Source organism: Pelosinus sp. UFO1 (assembly GCF_000725345.1).
GTDB lineage: Bacteria > Bacillota > Negativicutes > DSM-13327 > DSM-13327 > Pelosinus.
In genome coordinates this window covers 15,062-35,206 of the sequence record NZ_CP008852.1, presented here as the reverse complement: position 1 = coordinate 35,206, position 20,145 = coordinate 15,062, and the positions used below count along the sequence as shown (strand labels likewise).

Annotated in this window: 16 protein-coding genes and 2 riboswitches; of the genes, 1 reads left to right on the top strand and 15 read right to left on the bottom strand. The window is 39.2% G+C overall.

Annotated features, from left to right (window positions below; all coding sequences use genetic code 11):
* Window positions 1–56: 56 nt before the first annotated feature.
* The 3 genes from UFO1_RS00145 to UFO1_RS00135 all read right to left on the bottom strand — a co-directional run bounded on the left by UFO1_RS00145 (window position 57) and on the right by UFO1_RS00135 (window position 3,850).
* On the bottom strand, window positions 57–1,727 hold the full coding sequence (locus UFO1_RS00145) for an ATP-binding protein (protein ID WP_038666337.1): 1,671 nt from the start codon (window positions 1,725–1,727) through the stop codon (window positions 57–59).
* 184 nt (window positions 1,728–1,911) lie between these two features.
* Window positions 1,912–2,415 carry a hypothetical protein gene (locus UFO1_RS00140; protein ID WP_038666334.1) on the bottom strand — a complete coding sequence of 168 codons (504 nt, stop codon included), beginning with the start codon at window positions 2,413–2,415 and terminating at the stop codon, window positions 1,912–1,914.
* 268 nt (window positions 2,416–2,683) lie between these two features.
* Entirely contained in the window at window positions 2,684–3,850 is a 1,167-nt protein-coding gene (locus tag UFO1_RS00135) for an ABC transporter substrate-binding protein (RefSeq protein ID WP_038666331.1), read from the bottom strand.
* A 151-nt stretch (window positions 3,851–4,001) separates the two neighbouring features.
* Window positions 4,002–4,103: riboswitch (glycine riboswitch) on the bottom strand.
* 8 nt (window positions 4,104–4,111) lie between these two features.
* Window positions 4,112–4,188, bottom strand: a riboswitch (glycine riboswitch).
* A gap of 217 nt (window positions 4,189–4,405) precedes the next feature.
* Here UFO1_RS00135 and UFO1_RS00130 point away from each other — a divergent pair.
* Entirely contained in the window at window positions 4,406–5,716 is a 1,311-nt protein-coding gene (locus tag UFO1_RS00130; RefSeq protein ID WP_371256717.1) for a CitMHS family transporter, read from the top strand.
* 250 nt (window positions 5,717–5,966) lie between these two features.
* Here the strand turns inward: UFO1_RS00130 and UFO1_RS00125 are convergent, their stop codons facing one another.
* From UFO1_RS00125 to UFO1_RS00070, 12 genes are all read right to left on the bottom strand, one after another.
* Window positions 5,967–6,368, bottom strand: a complete 402-nt coding sequence (locus UFO1_RS00125) for an HsmA family protein (RefSeq protein WP_038666326.1) — start codon at window positions 6,366–6,368, stop codon at window positions 5,967–5,969.
* Window positions 6,369–6,542: 174 nt separating this feature from the next.
* On the bottom strand, window positions 6,543–7,859 hold the full coding sequence (gene hemL / locus UFO1_RS00120) for a glutamate-1-semialdehyde 2,1-aminomutase (protein ID WP_038666323.1): 1,317 nt from the start codon (window positions 7,857–7,859) through the stop codon (window positions 6,543–6,545).
* A 141-nt stretch (window positions 7,860–8,000) separates the two neighbouring features.
* Window positions 8,001–8,975 (bottom strand): porphobilinogen synthase, encoded by a 975-nt coding sequence (hemB, locus tag UFO1_RS00115; protein WP_038666320.1) that lies wholly within the window; start codon window positions 8,973–8,975, stop codon window positions 8,001–8,003.
* On the bottom strand, window positions 8,975–10,498 hold the full coding sequence (cobA, locus tag UFO1_RS00110) for a uroporphyrinogen-III C-methyltransferase (RefSeq protein ID WP_038666317.1): 1,524 nt from the start codon (window positions 10,496–10,498) through the stop codon (window positions 8,975–8,977). Before cobA ends, hemB begins: the two co-directional genes overlap by 1 nt.
* A 38-nt stretch (window positions 10,499–10,536) precedes the next feature.
* Entirely contained in the window at window positions 10,537–11,469 is a 933-nt protein-coding gene (gene hemC, locus UFO1_RS00105; RefSeq protein WP_038666314.1) for a hydroxymethylbilane synthase, read from the bottom strand.
* Window positions 11,429–12,745, bottom strand: a complete 1,317-nt coding sequence (hemA, locus tag UFO1_RS00100) for a glutamyl-tRNA reductase (RefSeq protein WP_038666311.1) — start codon at window positions 12,743–12,745, stop codon at window positions 11,429–11,431. Before hemA ends, hemC begins: the two co-directional genes overlap by 41 nt.
* On the bottom strand, window positions 12,714–13,358 hold the full coding sequence (locus tag UFO1_RS00095; protein WP_236639297.1) for a bifunctional precorrin-2 dehydrogenase/sirohydrochlorin ferrochelatase: 645 nt from the start codon (window positions 13,356–13,358) through the stop codon (window positions 12,714–12,716). The genes hemA and UFO1_RS00095 overlap by 32 nt, the downstream gene beginning before the upstream one ends.
* Before the next feature lie 98 nt (window positions 13,359–13,456).
* Window positions 13,457–15,247 carry a penicillin-binding protein 2 gene (gene mrdA / locus UFO1_RS00090; RefSeq protein ID WP_038666305.1) on the bottom strand — a complete coding sequence of 597 codons (1,791 nt, stop codon included), beginning with the start codon at window positions 15,245–15,247 and terminating at the stop codon, window positions 13,457–13,459.
* A gap of 91 nt (window positions 15,248–15,338) precedes the next feature.
* Window positions 15,339–16,742 (bottom strand): LCP family protein, encoded by a 1,404-nt coding sequence (locus tag UFO1_RS00085; protein WP_038666302.1) that lies wholly within the window; start codon window positions 16,740–16,742, stop codon window positions 15,339–15,341.
* Window positions 16,743–16,955: 213 nt separating this feature from the next.
* Window positions 16,956–17,177 carry a cation transporter gene (locus UFO1_RS00080; RefSeq protein WP_038666299.1) on the bottom strand — a complete coding sequence of 74 codons (222 nt, stop codon included), beginning with the start codon at window positions 17,175–17,177 and terminating at the stop codon, window positions 16,956–16,958.
* A gap of 234 nt (window positions 17,178–17,411) precedes the next feature.
* A complete protein-coding gene (locus UFO1_RS00075) occupies window positions 17,412–18,503 on the bottom strand; it encodes a glycosyl hydrolase family 18 protein (RefSeq protein ID WP_038666296.1) in 1,092 nt (363 codons plus the stop codon).
* A 190-nt stretch (window positions 18,504–18,693) separates the two neighbouring features.
* The gene (locus UFO1_RS00070) at window positions 18,694–19,947 is read right to left on the bottom strand and encodes a dicarboxylate/amino acid:cation symporter (RefSeq protein ID WP_038666292.1); all 1,254 of its coding nucleotides are present in this window, start codon (window positions 19,945–19,947) and stop codon (window positions 18,694–18,696) included.
* Between the last annotated feature and the right edge of the window lie 198 nt (window positions 19,948–20,145).

Here is a 20,145-nt window from a genome sequence, read left to right as displayed (position 1 = left end):
AAAAAAAGAGAACCTTAGTTTAAAGGTTCTCTTTTCCTAATACTCTATTAACTTTTTTACACTGCCAATCCCTGGGATAATTTGAAACAAATAAAAAATGTGGTTCCTTGCGTGCTGGTCTCTACCGTTATCTTCGCCTTATGGCGATTTGCAATTCGATAACAGATTGCTAAACCAATTCCTGTTCCGTCTGTCTTCGTAGTCACAAAGGGTTTTCCTAAATTATCTAAAACATGAGCAGCGATCCCTCCACCTTCATCCCGTATAGCCAAAATTGTTTCCTCATTTTCCAAATAGGTTCGGATTGTTAATGATTTCCCCTCTTTCATAGACTCTAACCCATTACGAACAAGATTTAATATTAGTTGACGAATTTCTTTTTCATCAATATATAATTCAGGAATCCTCTGTAATTCTAACATTATATACTTATTACAGGCGTTGCTATCAGCCTGCAGCAGTGGATACATAGATTCAATAATTTCATTTAACTGACACAATTTAAAATCCATTACCCGATTTTGACTAAGAGAAAGATATTCACTAATAATGGAATTTGTCCTATCCAATTCATCCATTACCAGCACAAACTGTTCCTTATAAAGAGCAAATTCTTTCTTATTTCCGATTAGCTGCAAATATCCACGTACCGTAGTCATAGGGTTTCTAATCTCGTGAGCTACACTCGCTGCCATCTGCCCAACTGTATTCAATCGATCCAGACGGGCTACATCTTGTTCCAACATTTTTCGAGTAGTTATATCCCGTGCGATTCCTTCAATGGCGATGATTTGATTATTTTCTCCATAAATAGGATTAAACTTTTGTTCAACCCATATTTCACTAAGATTCTTACAAAGTATCCGGGTAGTCACCATAGGATTAACCAGATGAAAATTTTTCTTTGCATCTTCATATAAGGCTACATCTTTAGGGTGAATCATTTTAAATATTAGCTCAGGATCATTATAAAATTCCTCAGCCGTATATCCAGTAATTTCTGTAACTGCCGGGCTAATGTATTCAAAACCTTGCTCGGGGACGATCCGGTAACGGAAAATAATATCCACTGCATTTTCAGTAAATAATCGATAGTATTTTTCTTTATTCGTTAGATCTTGCCTCGTCTTTTCAAAATACACTAATAAGGTGCCTACAGCAATAATGAATCGTAATATTGCATCAAATAAATATCCCCATGGAGCAAACCATACTACATTCTCCATAAAAATATAATCGATAGTATGGACTCCTAGGAGAAGAAACGCAGCTCCAGTAATATATTTACCCACCCCAGTAATGTTTAAATAGTAGAAAAACACCATACCAGTCCATATATAGATACTACCAATAAAAATACATGAGGGCAGAGCCTTATAGAAATAATCTTGATGAAATCCTATAGCTAACTCACTTAATATGGTACTAAGAACTGCCCCATATAACCACAACCTGTTTACACCCTTACTAATAAACTTATTACTTCCCCATACAAGTAGTAAACTAGATAAAACTGATAAAAATTGAAAAATAATTTGAACTTCTAAATCAGATTCTCTAATGAAGGGCATTTTAAAACAAATAATCCGAATAAGATGAATTAGCCAACTTAAAATCCACAATCCTATGAATGGCTCTTTATATTGTACATATAGATATATATATACAAGTAACACTGCCATCGTACCAGATATTGTTGCTAAAAGGGATGTATCAATAAATGTCACATTTACACCTCATTTTTTATCGCAAGCGCTAATTCCATATATGTAAACATTTTCTATATATTCATTTAAAACCCTCTATTATTTCCTATATATTTCGAATTAAGTGTAAAAATATGTAATTCAGTAAATAACAAAACACTATTGCCATTTTTTCAATGGAATAGTGTTTTGTTATTAGGTATTCTTATTCCTCCGTACGGGGAAAACACATAGGAGCCGTTAACTGATTAAATACATTAACATTGGGATCACCAAGACTTAAGCCATTGGTAAGCCGATCACTGTGTAGTGATATAATTACACTTGTAATTTTAGCTACACCACTCGGTGTGGGAATGCCTCTTAAGGGATTATAATCTAAGGGGGCAACATAATAATTTAAAGTGCCATTAGTATTTACAACCAATCGATTTGGGTCAAAACCATCGGAGGTATAAACAGCTGATAAAGGAGCTGCCGGCCAAAGCCCTCTATCCGTTACAAAAAATAGAGTATACACTCCTAGGGGAATTAGCCCTTGAGCTGATACTTGAATATGTCCTTCACACCCTCTGCCGCAAATCTCTCCTGTAGCAGTTGCCTGCAGCCAAAAAGCCTGGGCAATCGCAGCTGGCCGATTATTGGGCATAGTTTCAAAAATCAAATCGCAACAACCATCGCACGCTTTGGATTTTCTATCCTCTTCCATACATTTTCCCTCCTGAAATGAAATTTCATTTAAGTTATTCAGATATATCTATACTAATACATCACTACACTTTTTTTGTATTCTATGCGAAACAGAGGAAAAACGTGCAATATAAGAAAAGACTTGGCTTGTGCCAAGTCCTCGGACGCAGGCAGAAGCCTTAGTCGTTCTTACTTGGAATCAAGGAAGTGTTATACTTTCTGATTCCGGTAAAAAACTCCTGTACAAATTCTTAGTAGAATAGTACAGGAGCTTATGCTATGTCTTGCTACGGTTTTACAGTGGCTTTAAATACCTGTTTGCCATCTTTCATTTCAATAATAACTACACTTTTAACAGCATCATGAGTTGCATTTAGGGTAGTAGCCCCCGTTATTGCTGGAAAATCCTTGGTGGCGGCTAAGGCTTCACGAATCTTTTCAGGATCAATGCTATTGGCACGTTTAATCGCATCAATTACAATGTTCGCTGCATCATAACCAAGGACAGCCATAGCATCTGGCACTTGCCCATACTCTTTCTTATAAGCTTCTACAAAAGCCTGGGAAGTCGCACTAGTATCATCTACCGAATAGTGATTGGTAAAATAAGTATTGTTAAGGGCGGCTCCGGTTCCTACTTCTACTAACTTCGGAGAATCCCATCCATCCCCACCTACGATTGGTACCGTAATCCCAATTTCGCGAGCTTGTTTCACAATTTTACCTACTTCTTCGTAATAACCCGGGATATAAATTACTTCCGCATTTAATGCCTTAACTTTTGTCAAAATGGTTTTAAAATCTTGATCCTTTTGCAAATAAGCTTCTTCCGCTAAAATATTTCCGCCGCCTTTGGTAAAGGCATCTTTAAAGAAGGATGATAAACCTTTACTATAATCACTACTATTATCAACTAACATAACTGCCTTTTTCAGTTGTAATGTATTAAGTACAAAGTTTGCTCCAACTGTCCCTTGGAAGGGGTCGATAAAACAGACTCTAAAGGTATAATCTTTCACCTTACCGCTTTTCTCGTCTACTGTTACTTTAGGATTTGTAGCCCCTACTGCCACAAAAGGAATTTTAGTTGCTTCCGCTACGCTTGAAGTTGCGATGGCATTGGAACTAGCAAAGATACCTGTTACGGCTACTACTTTATCTTGTGTTGCTAATTTTGTCATAGCATTTGCCGATTCGGAAGGTTCACTTTTATTATCCGCTATGACGGCTTGGAGTTGCTTGCCAAGTACTCCACCTTTTGCATTGGCTTCTTTAATTGCCATTTTTGCGCCATTTGCCGACGAAGTCCCCATCGTCGCATTACCACCTGTCATCTCATTGAGAATACCAATTTTGATATCTTTCGAGGCAGAACTACCACAACCCGCGAGAGCCCCCGCCATCATTAGAACTACCAAAGATACCACTACCAGCTTAAAACTAATTTTACTCATAAAAATTTCTCCCCTTTTTTTAAATTATCTATATAAAAATGAAAGAGCCAAATCATCTCTGATTTGACTCTGGAAAAACAAATGAACACACCAAAAAAGGCGTTTTCAGCATCACAATATAAGAGATATAGAAATATCCCTGTAAATCACGATTTTTGTCTCTGTCCTTTTGCCTGAGAGATTTGTCAGCAACTTGTCATTGCTGTATTTCACCTTCGGCGCTCAATTTAAGAGTCTCTCCAGAGTTCCGTCCACTTACGGTTCTACTCGGTGGTCCGAGTGCCTGAGAGTTTTACTCCTTCGGCGGGCTATTCTAGCCACTCTCCCGCAAACTTCATTCGGTAAACATATGTAGTTGTAGGAAAAACATTCACTGTAAGTATCATTATAAAACAATACATCACATTTTTCAATGGTATTATAAAAGTATTTTTAAAATTTTCAACTCTCCATTTTCTTTATGAACTAAATGTTTTTAATGACCTTTTTCTATATTTTCATAATATTTAATTTTATAATCTAAAAAGAATCTGTTAATTTGAAAGGAGTCGTTTTATTATATTAACTCTACTTGGATTTCTTATGGTTATTACTTTCATGTACTTAATAATGTCCAAAAGGATGACTGGGTTTGCTGCACTAATTATTATACCAATTGCATTTGGGTTATTAGGTGGGTTTGCCCCCACAATTGGTAAGTTAATGATGGATGGTGTTAAGACCATAGCACCAACGGCAATTATGATGATGTTTGCTGTTATGTATTTTGGAATTATGGTGGATGTGGGCTTGTTTGATGGACTCATTGTTCAAATATTAAAGAAAGTTAAAGGTGACCCGTTAAAAATCATTGTGGGAACGACTTTTTTGTCAATCATTGCCTCTTTAGAAGGAGAGGGAGCTGTAGTCTTTATGATTACCTGTACCGCAATGTTACCTTTGTACAAGAGGATCGGTATTAATCCTGTTATTTTAGCAGTAATATGTGCAATGGTAACTGCCGTGAAGAATATGTTCCCATGGGCAGCTCCTACGGCTAGGGTTTTAGCGGCGTTAAAACTCGATGCAGCAGAAATTTTTAATCCCTTGGTTCCTGTAATCATTTTTGGATTTGCCTATATAGCATTGATGGGATATGTATTGGGTAAAAGAGAACGGGCTAGATTGGGAGTTATCCAGATAGAAGATTCTATGATCGACGGTATCGCCAAAGAAGTGGTATCGAAAAATCCTGAGTTTAAGCGTCCTAAATTATTCTGGGTTAATCTGATTATGACCCTAACTCTTATGGGCCTGTTACTTGTAGAAAAGAAGATCGGAGTATCGATTCCAATCATCTTTTTGGCGGGAAGCGCATTGGCTTTAATTGTAAACTTTCCTAAGGTTAAAGAACAGCAAGGGCGTATGTTGGCTCATGCTAAAGAAGCTCTACAGGTTACCGCGGTGGTTTTCGCCGCTGGGATATTTATGGGCATTTTAACAGGAACTAAAATGACAGATGCTATGGCAACATTTCTAATAGGAATTATCCCAACTGGTTTGGGATCACACATGGGGATGATTACAGCGCTGTTAAGTGCTCCACTGTCCTTCTTGTTATCCAATGACGCCTTCTACTTTGGCGTGCTACCCGTACTGAACCAGATGGCTGCTACTTATGGAATAGGTGCTGGGGAAATCGGTCGGGCTTCCTTATTGGGAACACCAGTACACATGCTGAGTCCCCTGGTGGCAGCGTTATGGTTATTGGTCGGAATGTGTGACATTACCTTTGGCGACCTACAAAAAGGTGGCATATGGTGGGCTTTTGGACTAATGGTATTGAATATCGTGGTAGCATTAGTAACTGGAGCAATTAGTTTATAATAATAGAATTGATAAAACTCCTACAGTCTTTTCAAACCGAAAAGCTGTAGGAGTTTTTTTATGGTATCAGAATTTATAAGTTTCTAGTTAAAAGATTGAACCACAAAGACACAATGCCGCTATCGCGGCACACAAAGAAGATGGGAATGAAATGGATAGACCCCCTTTGTGACCTTTGTGTCTTTGTGGTTCAAAAAGGACGCTTAGCGTTTTTCTTATGTGTGTTAGTCGAGCTTACCTGATCAATTTTTTACATGAAATGAAAAACTGCTCCACTTACAAATGGTATTAACCATAGTATCCAAACGATCAAACTATAACGATGAAATTTCCTTGTCCAAATATCTTTTTTATTTACAATAATAATAGTCGCCCAACATGCATGTAGTAGCATTAATGAAAGTGCCACTATACCAGTAAGGCTGTGAAAATTGCTAGGTATTTGCACATACTGAGAAATAGCTTGGTTAACTCCCTCTACGTGTGTCTTAGATAATTCCCCCATCGCCCTTGTTCCTAAAGCATCACAAATAATCCCAAACCAAAATAGGATCAAATGTACTCTTTTCAACTCACCTTGTATTTTTTCACTCCAAACTCCAATGGTATAGAATACAAAGGCAGAATTTATAAAGATAATTCCACTCGACATGATAATTCCTCATTTCTACCAAATATCATCGATTCAACTTTAATCATTTTACTACTCTTATTGACGAAATAAACGATGATTTATTGCATAAAAACAAACTGACACTACTCTCCTAAAAAAATAATCCCACAGCCATTTGGCTGTGGGTAATCTGCATACGGGTTTTACCCTGCATTATTTCTTTTGCTTATGATATTCTGCCACTTTGCCAAAAGCATAAGCGCTAGCTTCAATGGTTACAGCAATATCTTCTTCTGAATGGGCCGCTGACATAAAGCCTGCTTCAAATTGAGAAGGGGCCATATATACCCCTTTTTCTAGCATTGCATGATAAAAAGTATTGAAAGCACCAATATCTGATTGTTTAGCGCTTTCATAGTCATAAACTGGTTTGTCGGTGAAAAACATACCAAACATAGCGCCAAGTTGATGATATTGCAAGGAGAATCCAAATTCTTCTGCCTGTGTCCGAATACCTGCACATAAGCTCTCTGTTTTCTTGCCTAATACTTCGTACAATTCAGGTGCCTGAGATAGTATTGACAACGTTGTAATACCTGCCGTCATTGCCAATGGATTTCCGCTCAGTGTACCAGCCTGGTATACGGGACCCGCTGGAGAAATTAACTCCATAATATCTTGCCGTCCACCATACGCACCTACAGGCAATCCACCGCCAATAATTTTGCCTAAGCAGGTAAGATCAGGTTTTATGCCAAACACAGACTGAGCGCCATTATAAGCTACTCTAAAACCCGTCATTACTTCATCAAAGATTAGTAATGCACCATATTGTTCTGTCACTTCTCGTACAGCTGCTAAATAACCCTCTTTCGGCAATACCATACCCATATTACCTGCTACAGGTTCTATAATAACGGCCGCAATCTCCTCACCGTATTTACTAAAAGTTTCTTTCAGTGCGGCAATATCATTATAACCTACGGAAATTGTTCCGCCAGCAACAGCCTGAGAAACGCCTGGACTATCAGGAACTCCTAGGGTAGCCGCACCAGATCCGGCTTTCACTAATAGACTGTCGTGATGACCATGATAACAGCCAATAAATTTTACAATTTTATTACGTTTCGTATAAGCTCTCGCCAACCGTAGGACACTCATAGTAGCTTCTGTACCAGAATTAACCATACGAACCAGTTCCATTGAGGGTACAGCCTGCTTTACTAATTTAGCTAGTTCTGTCTCCAAAAGAGTAGGTGCCCCATAACTAGTTCCTTTACCTACAGCCTGGGTCAAAGCTTCCACCACTGCAGGATGGGCATGACCTAAAATCATGGGTCCCCAAGAACCAATGTAATCGATATACTGGTTTCCGTCGATATCATATAAGTAACTTCCCTTTGCCTTAGCAATAAAGGGTGGTGTACCACCTACACCACGAAAAGAGCGAACAGGACTATTGACGCCACCAGGAATATATTCCTTCGCTTCTTGAAATGCCTTAATTGATTTTTCCAAGTTCAATGTCATTAGTAGACCCCCTAAAAAATAATAATTGAACCACCAAGACACAAAGGGCACAAAATTTTTCACAAAGGACTTATCCTTTATGTTCTCCTTTGTGTGCCATGCTAGTGGCATTGTGTCTTGGTGGTTATATATTTGCTATCTTTATTCTTCTTTTAACCAGCGGGCAACATCCATAGCATGATAAGTAATTATAATATCTGCACCTGCCCGTTTCATACTGAGCAAAGTTTCCATTACAGTACGTTTCTCATCAATCCAGCCTTGGGCTGCTGCTGCCTTTACCATAGAGTATTCACCACTCACATTATACACAGCAAGAGGATAATCAAAGTTATCTCTCACTTGGCGAACAATATCCAAATAGGCTAACGCTGGTTTTACCATAATAATATCTGCACCTTCGGCTATATCTAACTCTACTTCACGCATAGCTTCTCGGCTATTAGCTGGGTCCATTTGATAACTGTGACGGTCACCAAACTGCGGTGTAGAATCAGCTGCATCACGGAACGGACCATAATAGGCCGAAGCATACTTCACTGCATAGGACATAATGGATACATTCTTGTACCCATTTTCATTTAGCACATTACGAATGGCTAAAATCCGGCCATCCATCATGTCCGAAGGAGCAATGATATCTGCCCCTGCCTGGGCTTGGCTAAGAGCAACTTTCGCCAATACTGGCAGTGTACTATCATTGTCAACCTCGTGCCCCTCTAGCATACCACAATGGCCATGACTCGTATATTCACATAGGCAAACATCGCCGATCACAACAATATCAGGAAGTGCTGCTTTAATCAAACTCATCGCTTTTTGTACCGGGCTATTCATATCCCAGGCACTTGAACCTTGTTCATCCTTATATTCAGGGATTCCGAATATAATAACAGCGGGTATGCCTAAGGCATATGCTTCAGCCGCTTCTTTGACTGCCATATCCGCAGATAAATGAAATACATTGGGCATAGAAGGAATTTCTTTACGAATCCCACTTCCTGGCACAACAAACAAGGGATAAACTAAATTATTTATCTCAAGAGTCGTTTCCCTTACTAATTTTCGTATTCCCGCTGATACTCTAAGGCGACGGGGACGAAGAAGCTCGTTCATTATTTAGCCTCCTTATATAAGGTTGTAATTGCTTCTACCATCCCATGAATGGTATACTCCTCTGCTATTACATCCGGCTTAATGCCATTTTCTAAACACGTACCAGCTGTTATAGGACCAATACATGCAATTTTGGCAGTTTTCAAAAGTTCTGATCCCTTAGAACCTAATAGCTCTAATAAATTAGTCACTGTAGAAGAACTGGTAAATGTAACAAGATCAATTTCTCCGGCTGACAATTTTTGTGCCAGCATTTCGCCATCGCTATCCCCTGTAAGAGTACGATACACTGGTACTACATCTACAGTAGCGCCCATTTCTCTTAGCTTTTCTGGCAAAATATCCCGGGCTACCAATGCTCTTGGAATGAGCACGGACATACCTGGCTCAATCCGTCCATTCAATGCCGCAACAATACCTTCCGCTCTAAATTCCAAAGGTACAATATCGGCTAAAATTCCGTAATTTTTAAGCGAAGCTGCTGTTTGTGCTCCTATGGCAGCAATTTTCACATTGCCTAAAGCTCGGCTATCTCGTTTTTTACTATATAAATGGGTAAAGAAATGTTCTACTCCATTTACACTAGTAAAAATCATCCAATTATAGGTAGCAAGCTTATCAATGGCTTTATCCAGTTCTGCATAACTTTCTGGTGGAACCAATTTTATGGATGGTGCTTCAATACATTGCGCACCTAAGTTTTCTAATTGACAAGTTAAAGCACTAGCCTGCTCACGAGCCCTAGTAACAAGTGCTGTTTTACCAAATAACAACCGCTGATCAAACCAAGCCAAGTCTTGACGTAAATTCACTACTTCTCCGACGATAAATATAGCAGGAGGTTTAATACCCTCCCTTGCTACATCAGCAGCTGCTTTGCCTACTGTTGTAACTAGTACCCGTTGCTCAGGTTTCGTACCCCAACGAATGACTGCAGCGGGAGTATCCGCAGAGCGGCCATTTTCTATTAATTTTGTTGTAATATGAGGCAGGTTTTCTACCCCCATTAGAAATACTAAGGTATCTACCGCAGTAGCCAAGTGGGACCACTTAATCGTAGATTCTGCTTTAGTTGGATCTTCATGACCCGTTATGACTGCAAATGAAGTCGCAATACCTCTATGAGTCACAGGAATACCGGCATAAGCAGGTACGGAAATGGCGGAAGTGATACCTGGTACTACTTCAAATGATACTTTATTCTCAACTAAGGTTAATGCCTCTTCCCCGCCCCGTCCAAAAACGAAAGGATCTCCACCTTTTAGCCGTACTACATTTTTACCTTCTTTAGCTTTATCCACAAGTAACTGATTAATGTCTTCCTGACGCATAGTATGATTACTAGAAGCCTTCCCTACATAAATAAGTTCTACATCTGGCCGGGCTGTTGACAAAAGTCGATCATCTGCTAATCGATCATAAACTATGGTATCTGCTTGCTGTATATATTCTAGGGCTTTTACACTGATTAATTTATAATCACCAGGACCTGCCCCTACTAAATAAACCATACCTTGTTTCATATTCTCTCCTCCTGATAGGCTGCATTTAAAACCGTTACTTAATGATTCACATCTAGCTCTTGCAGAATTTCCCGTCCACCTGCATCTAGCATTTCCTGAGCCAACGCTTGACCAAGCTCTTTAGCCTCTGCTGGGGCACCACTAATCGTCTTGCGTATTTGGCGAACACCATCAACAGACAATATAGCAGCCTCTAAGTTTAATACATCCTGATTTACGGTCGCATAGACGCCAATGGGAATTTGGCAACCGCCCTCTACCTCCGATAGATAAGCACGCTCTGCCTCTACAGCTAGGCGAGTCTCTTGGTGATTCAAAAAGGCAAGCATTTCTAAAACTTCCCCATCATCACTACGCGCTTCAATTGCAAGGGCTCCTTGTCCAACTGCCGGCAAACAAATTTCGTTTGATAGAACTTGGGTAATTCGCTCCTGCCAGCCTAATCGTTTTAGACCAGCAACTGCCAATAGAATCGCATCCAAATCTCCCGTATCTAATTTCTTCAATCTCGTATCTAAGTTTCCCCGTAGGTCATGAATCACTAGATCAGGTCGATACTTGAGCAGTTGTGCTTTACGCCTTAAACTAGACGTCCCAACCTTAGCACCCTGTGGCAAATTTTCCACGGTGCCATACTTCGGGCTAATAAAAGCATCACCAGCATCAGCTCGTTCTGTAATAGCGGCCAACAATAAGCCTTCTGGCAATTCCGTCGGCATATCTTTAAGACTATGTACTGCCAAATCAATTTCTCCCCGTAACATGGCAGTCTCCAATTCTTTTGTGAACAACCCTTTCCCGCCAATTTTAGCAAGAGGAACATCCACTATTTTGTCACCCGTAGTTACGATATGGACTAGATTTACTTCTATCCCCGGATATTGATCTCTTAAACAGGCGGCAATATAATTAGCTTGCCATAAAGCCAATTTACTGCTGCGCGTACCGATAACAAGTTTTTTTCTTTTCACGATGTCTGCCCTCTCCTATTGTATCGAGTTTAAATAAATCTAGTATTGCGTCTAAATATAATTGTTCATTCTGGGTACAGGCCCCTTCATTGATACAAACCATAGGGTCCCTTAACATCTTTCGAATAATCATCTTAGACATGTTCTCTACAGCCCTACGTTCCTCTGCCGTAATGTCAGGCAATTTCGTTAAGGCACGTTTTAATTCCCGTTGACGGATTCTTTCCGCTTTATCCGTCAAACGTGCCATAACAGGCCGCAAGGATAAATAGCGAAATTTGATCAGTAATTCTTCTAATTCTTTTTTGATAATATTCTCAGCTAACTCCGCTTCTTGCTCGCGAAGACGCAGATTGGATTCCACAACTGCTTCCAAATCATCAATGTTATATAAACGTACACCGGAAATCGCAGATACCTCAGGCTCCACATCTCGGGGTACAGCAATATCAATAATAATGATAGGACGTCCTTGCCTTTTTGGCATTAAGTGAGCAACATCCCAAGCTCTAATAATGTAATGAGGAGCACCTGTAGAAGTAATAATAATATCCGCTTCCACAGCACTTTTCATAAAATTCTCAAAAGGTACTGCTATACCACGAAATTGACTCGCTAATTCAACAGCCCTCTCATATCTACGGTTCGAAACAAATACAGCTTTAACACCATTTCCTACTAAATGCTTAGCTGTAAGTTCACCCATTTGTCCCGCACCTAATAACAATACATTGGAAGTTGATAAATCGCCAAATACATTTTTTGCTAACTCAACTGCCGCATAACTTACTGATACTGCACTATGAGCAATACGGGTTTCAGTCCGGACTTTCTTTCCTACGGCAATCGCCCTATGAAATAAAGTGTTAAGAACGGTACTTGTAGTACCAACATCCCTTGCTATGGAATAAGCCTTTTTTACCTGACTTAAAATCTGTCCTTCACCAATAATTAAGGAGTCAAGGCTCGATGTTACACGAAATAAATGGTTAATACAATCTTCTTCCGCATAATAAAAGAAGTCTGCGACATCTAAGGGAGTTTCAGAAATTCGTTGCAAAAACTGCTGCATTACTGGAAAGCCATCTTCTGCATCATCCACAACAGCGTACATTTCTGTACGATTACAGGTAGATATTATCACGCATTCGCTGATTTCTTCATATTCATGAAGACGATTCAGAGCCATTTTTATTGTATCTTCAGAAAAAGTAAAACATTCCCGCACATCAACCGATGCGGTTTTATGATTGAGTCCCAGAACAACTAATTGCATTATAAATCTTAGCCTCCGCCTCTTTTATCTTGCCATCTTTCAGCAAGCTAATTACTTCCTGATCTATGGTTCTTCGCCAAACGATTTCTCGTTCCTTTGCTGTTGGCAGTTCTTTTTTTATTTGTTCTCGAACCTTTGCCACCAACTCAAGGTATGTACCATATTCAGGACCATAACGTTCACCTAATTCCTCGCGTAACTTTTTGGCTACTGCCGGGCTTTTCCCCCCGGTAGAGATGGTAAGCAATAAGTCGCCACGAGAAATTTGGGCTGGCACACTAAAATTGCCCAATTCAGGAGCATCTGCCACATTAACAAGAACACCAAGCTCTTTGCCTTCTGCCGCTACCAGCTTATTTACCGAAGGATTATCCGTGGAGCAAATAATAATGAAAAAGCCTTTAACATCTCCCTGCTGATAACCCCGGGCAATATGAGTAATCTCTCTTCTTTCTGCCAAAATGGCCAACCCTTTGGTAATCTCTGGGCTAAGTACAGTAACATCTCCACCTGCAAGCAAAAGTGCAGCTACTTTGCGCTCAGCAACGCTGCCGCCCCCCACAACAATACAAGGTTGGCGACTTATTTGTAAGTTTATCGGATAGAACGGCACATTTTTCACATCCTTCATATTTTAGCATATTTCGCACTAAAAATGTAATAATCCTCTATTCAATTGTAGAAAGTATAACTTTTAATTGCATACTCCTTTTATTTCTTTTTAAGCCCAAAATACGCCTCTACTATTTTTCTGACAACAGGTGCTGCCGCAACAGAACCTTCGCCTCCTTCCTCAACTAGGACCGCGACAGCAATTTCAGGATTTTCTGCTGGCGCATAGCAAGCAAACCAGGAATGAACCGTGCCTGTTCCTGTTTCAGCAGATCCACTTTTACCAGCTACTGTGGTCGTCATTCCTTGAAACACACCGAGTCCAGTACCTTTAGTGGTTACAGCCACTAATCCTTGCTTAAGTAAATCCCATGTTTCAGCTTTTAAATAAATGGTATGAAGGACTTCCGGTTGATAGGTTTCTGCTACTGCACCATCTGCCGTTAATATTTTTTCTACCAGCATTGGTCGATAAATAGTTCCCTTATTTGCTACCGCCATTAATAACATTGCCTGTTGCAATGGTGTTACAAGATAATATCCTTGTCCTATGGCGGCTATTACAGTTTCACCAATATACCATTGTTCATCATAGGTAACCCTTTTCCAATTTTCTGTAGGAACAGTGCCTTCCTCTTCTCCCTGCAGACGAATCCCACTCTTTTTTCCTAACCCAAAGGTCATAGCGTAACTCGCTAAGGAATCAACTCCCATGCGGCGACCTAATTCATAAAAAACAGGGTCACTTGACCAAGCGATTGCATCTACAATATTGAGCTTTCCTAATCCCTTAGTTTGCCATCCAAAGAATTTCCACCCATCAAGTACGTACACGCCCTTATCATCAAATATTTCATCCTTAGTCACATAATTCATATCCAAGGCAGCTGCTGCCGTCACAATTTTAAAAACCGAACCTGGAGGATAAACATTTTGAATGCTTTTGTTCGTAAGAGGATGATAGGGATTATTGATAAGCTTATTCCAATGGGAATTACTGATTCCACTTGCAAATTGATTGGGATCAAATGAAGGATAACTAACCATAGCACGCACTGCTCCTGATTTTACATCCAGAACAATAACACTTCCGCCTTTTGTTGGTTCTCCCCTCTTCTGTCCTTCTTCTATTTGCTGCATTAAGGCGTCCTGGGCTGCCTTTTGTAGGTTTACATCAAGAGTAAGCACTAACCCCTTACCGGCTATTGCTTTTTTATCTCCAATGATCTGTACTTCTTCGCCTGCAGCATTAACTTCAATCTGCAATCCACCATCTATCCCCCGTAATACTTCTTCCCACTCTTGCTCTAAGCCATCCTTACCAATAAAATCTGTTGGTTTATACCCCTGTTCTTTACGTTTTACATATTCTTCTTCATTAATACTGCCAAGATAACCAAATACATGAGCTGCCAATTCCTTGTATACATATTCTCGAATGGGCATCGCTTCAATAATTACCCCTGGCAGATCTTCTTCTCGCTCACGAATCTTTGTCTGAAGCATTGCATCTACATCTCGCTTAACTTGGATAGGAGTATAGGGGAACTCTGATCCAACTTTTAACAACCTTTCGATCTCATCAGGCTGCACATCAATAATATTAGCTAACAGCAATGTAGTATTCCAGTCCTTACTATATTTCGCAGGAATAATAGATATAGCGAAACTAGGCCGATTAGTGACAAGTAAAGCCCCATTATGATCATACATAATACCACGAGGTGCCTGTGCTGTAATTTGATGGATGTGGTTTTCTTCGGCAATTTTTTTATACTGGGGACCATGTAGCAGTTGCATCCAAGCCAAACGTAAAATTAAAAGGGCAATAACAGTAATAACTATCCATGCCATAATATTAATTCTGCGAGACTTCTCTGTAATCCACATTCGATGGTACTCCTTTTTAGCTTCACATTCTTATCTAAATAGTATCTCGCAAATAAAAAAAAATAGCCCCTATGGGCTATTTAAATCCTGATTATTTAGCTGCGTAGTCCTTACCAATTACAACGATTCCATCTGTAGATTTACCTTCATCCTTAGTAATTTGCAGCGTATATTTAAATGGTAATGAGCTTAATTTATTAACCACTGTGCTATTTGTAGAATTGGAGATGACTACTGTATTTTTATACGCGTTAGGCGTACTCGTTACACCCGACACTTCAAAACCTTGACTTCGTAGTACTTCCGCAACTTTGTCACCAGCATCTGCTACACCGCTAGCATTTAATACTTCAACACTAACTTTAGCATTTACACTTTTCATAACAGGTTTACTTACATCCGTGGAAGCTCCAGGTTTATCCGGAGTTTTAGGTTTCTCTGGTGTTGTTGTTTTTTCTGAATTTAAAGTTTTGGTTGTCTTAGGAGTTTCAACCACTTTCATTTCTTTAGGAATTGAGGTTTCATATTCATTTACTTCACGTTGAGTTGTAGCCACATATTTTTCTTCCATGGTTACTCCCAATGTCTGAGCTACATGTCTTCTTAATGACATGACATCAGGTAACCAATAACTTACATCATCAATATAAGCAGGTTTTCCAGGTACCATATCTGTTTTTAATCCACTTTTCGATGCATCATTCAAGGTTTTAGCAAGGGTGAGCATTTCACTTGTCGATAGATCAGTTTTAACCACACTACTCACTTCTTTAATAATTCCAGGAATTTTAGTGATAACAGACGGACTAGCTACTTCCTTCATTAATGCTTTTAAGAACTGATGCTGACGCTCAACCCGGCCAATATCACCTTCTTCATCACGGTAACGTACATATTGAATAGCGGTCTCGCCATCCATGTGTTGTACCCCTTTACGTAAATCAATTACAAAAGCGCCACCACCGACCCCATTATCATCGTAGGGATCTGTATAATACATGCGTTTTTCCACATCAATTGTAACACCGCCGACGGCATCAACAATCTTTTTAAACCCTGCAATATTAATAGTAACATAATGGTCAATTTTAATACCTAACAAACTTTCTACTGCTTGTTGCGTTAATTTGTAACCACCAAAAGCATAAGCATGATTAATTTTATCCCAGCCGTGTCCCGGAATTTTAACCCTAGTATCCCTCGGTATGGAAAGCATGGCGACTTCTTTCGTATTCGTATCAATTGTCACAACAAATAACGTATCCGAACGTCCTCCATCATCACTACGTTCATCAACTCCCATAACCATAATATTGATTTTATTTTGAGGAGTTACAATACTTCCCTTTTCCTTACTTTGCTCAATTCCTCCACTAAACCAATAATAGGACGCGCTGGCTACTGCTACTAATGCTAACAGAATACTTAAGATCGTAACAATACTTTTTCCCTTGCCACTTCTTCGCTCAGCTAATCTTTTTTCCAGTTCTGCCATAATGCGCATCTCCCTTCTATTACCTGCAAGACATGTCACTCTCCAGGTATTAATTTTAAAAACTGCAAATAAAAAATCAATAAACAAGCCTCCGACTTGGGAGGCTTGCTTTTAAGTATAACAAAATGTAACATGAAAGGTCAAGATTTTTGTGCATTGTACCACAATATACCACGGCTTATTTACTTAGTCATAAGTAAATAAAAGAAATTTTTATTGTTTACCTACAACAGTAAAACCTTCATCATCGACAGCTTCTTCTATTTTCTCTAATGTTACTTTACTAGCATCAATCTCTACAGCCAGTGTCTTATTTGGTAAATCTACGACTGCTGAAATTACTCCTGCCAAAGTACTAACAGCCTTCTCTACAGCATTTTTGCAGTGCCCACAGCTCATACCTTCCACTATAAGAATATAATTTTCAACATTCATTACTACGCCCCCTGTTATAATTGAATTACGTATTTCTACAAACTTCGCAAATTATTATTCTTATGTACTATATTATTCTTTTTTATAGATACTTGCAACCCTGTTCATCAGAGTAAATTCTTTAGAAAATAAGGCTTCCAAAGTCACAAACTCTAGTCAAAGTCTCAATTCTTATTTAGACTTTCGAATTTGTTAGCAAAAATACCTGCCGATGGTTCGACAGGTATTTTTACATTACTTAGGAAATTTTGTATCAATCAAAGGCCATACTTCTGGTTGTTCTTGTCCCAAACGCCATAATGCAATTCCAGCTGGGTTATACTTTGCAACAACATCTAACTTAGCCGCTACACTTTTATCATTTTCAAACCAAACTTCATGATCTTTGTACTTATAGTGAGGCGCTTGTGCCGCCTCATCATACTCAATCTTAGCTCCATTTTCTTCCGCCCGTACAATCGCATCTACATAGGTAATCGTCTCTCCTTCCTTGCCAACCCAGTCGTAACCATAAAAGCCTACGCCAATAATGACCTTTTGAGGCCCGCCACAATTATCAATGGCGTATTTAATATTTTTTTCATACCAATCAATTGGCGCAATGGGCCCTGGCTTGGATGTTGACCAATGATTATCATAGGTCATGATTTGTAAAAAATCTGCACTCTTTGCGAGCTCCGGATAATTATAAGCCCCTGAAACATCTTCAGCTACATCAACCTGAGGAAATACAGATATAATCAAAGTCTTATTAATCGCCTTCATTTTTGGATATAACTCTGCCATAAACTTGGTTAAATTATCTCTTTGTGCTGGAGGTAGTAATTCAAAATCAATATTGACACCATCGTATTGCTTCTCTTGTACTAGTTTTACAATATTGTCCGTTACTAGCGTACGAATTGCTGGATCACCTAGCACTTGTTCATTTGATCCTGTTTTATTTGTAATCAACGGATACATTGCCAGGCCTAGGCTCCTAGCAGAATCATAAACAAGTTGGCTATCTTTCGCTTCTAAAGTCCCATTCTTAGTGGCTTTATACCAAAAGGGACCAACTCCAGTCATGCTTTTGGCAAAAGATTTCATACTTGGAAATGACCCTGTTTTATCAGGTGTGCCTGGCCAAGGATTTTCATAATACCCAAGCACCATGCGCGGCGGCATAGCAATTTTCCCTGCTGGGTTCTCTGCTGTACCCGTTGTATCTGGCAAAGGTTTTGGCGCTGGTTTATTACTACAGCCTCCTGAAATTCCGATTACCATAATCACAAAAAGTAACAGCACAATACTTGTTAAAATTTTTGAATAGCGCAATATAGTCACCCTTTCGCAAAACTATACTCAGTGCAGCAAGCATTCATTTTGCTTTTTCTGCCCTTAATCATAGTATTGGCGATGAGGATTTTCTTATACAAAAAATATTAGAACACTAGATGTTCTATTTTTTACTATACAAAGGGCAGTATCAACATAGATACTGCCCTTTGTATAGTCTTTATTCTGTTAATTTTATTTATTCGTCGTAATTTTTTGTATAGGCTACTTGCAATACTTCATTAGGTAACTCATTTTCCCAACGGGCCACAACAACCGCGGCCACACAGTTGCCAATCAAGTTGCAGGCTGTCCGAGCCATATCGAGAATCCGGTCAACGCCAAGGATAATACCAATACCTTCTACAGGTAAACCAAAGGCCGCTGCTGTACCTGCGATAACAATCAGAGACGCACCAGGTACTGCTGCAATACCTTTTGTTGACATCATCAAAGTAACTAACATAACTAGCTGCGTAGAAATCGGAAAGTCAATATTATAAACTTGGGCAATAAATATAACTGCCAACGCACTATATAACGTAGAACCATCTAGATTAAAAGTATACCCGGTAGGCAATACAAAAGTAACAATATGTTTAGGCACACCAAACTTTTCTAACTTCTCCATTGCTATCGGTAATGCTGCTTCGCTAGAAGCTGTGGAGAAAGCAATCAAAATTGGTTCCTTAATTGCTCTTAATAACTGGAAGAAATTCATCCGAATGATGAGAGATGCACAGGCGAGTAGTAAAACTATGAACAATATTAAGGCAAAATACAGCGACCCGATAAGTTTTGCCAAAGGAATCAACATACCCAAACCAAATTTACCAACGGTAAATGAAATTAAAGCAAATACACCAAGAGGAGCTAATTTCATTACATACCAAGTAAATTTGAACATAATCTCCGCAACACTGATCGCAAGGTCAACAACTGGCTTGCCCTTTGCTCCCAAATGAGCGGCTGCTACGCCAAAGAAAGTAGAGAATAAAATGATTTGGAGCATATCGCCACGCCCCATAGCATCAACAACATTAGTAGGTACAATATTAACGAACATATCTACCATACTAATTGTTTTCTTCGCTGCTGCGGCAGCTGTGCTAACATCAGCACCAGTTGCAAGAGCGACACCTACACCAGGTTGGAAAGTATTTGCAACAAGTAAACCAACAAACAAAGCCAATGTAGTTGCAACTTCAAACCAAATAATTGCTTTAGCCCCTAAGCGTCCCAATTTTTTAAAGTCACCAGTTCCGGCAATCCCCATAATTAAAGAACTAAAAATCAGAGGTACAACGATCATCTTAATCATACGAATAAATGCATCACCAACTGGCTTCAATGCTTGTCCATACGTAGGGAAAACATAGCCGAAAACAACACCTAAAACAAGAGCAATAAAAATTTGAGTAGTTAACCCTATACCCTTTTTGTTTTTCTCCAATGTAATTCCTCCCCTTTTTTATCTTAATGTCTCCCGATGGGATACACCCTTTAAAACTACTTTAGTATACCAGCTATAACATGAAAAATCTACCATTTTACTGTTATTTTCTGTATTTTGTACACAATTATTGAAGCTTTTTCTTATATGATTCTATTTCAAAAATAAAACAGAATTTTGCAAATAAAGTAGCCACTT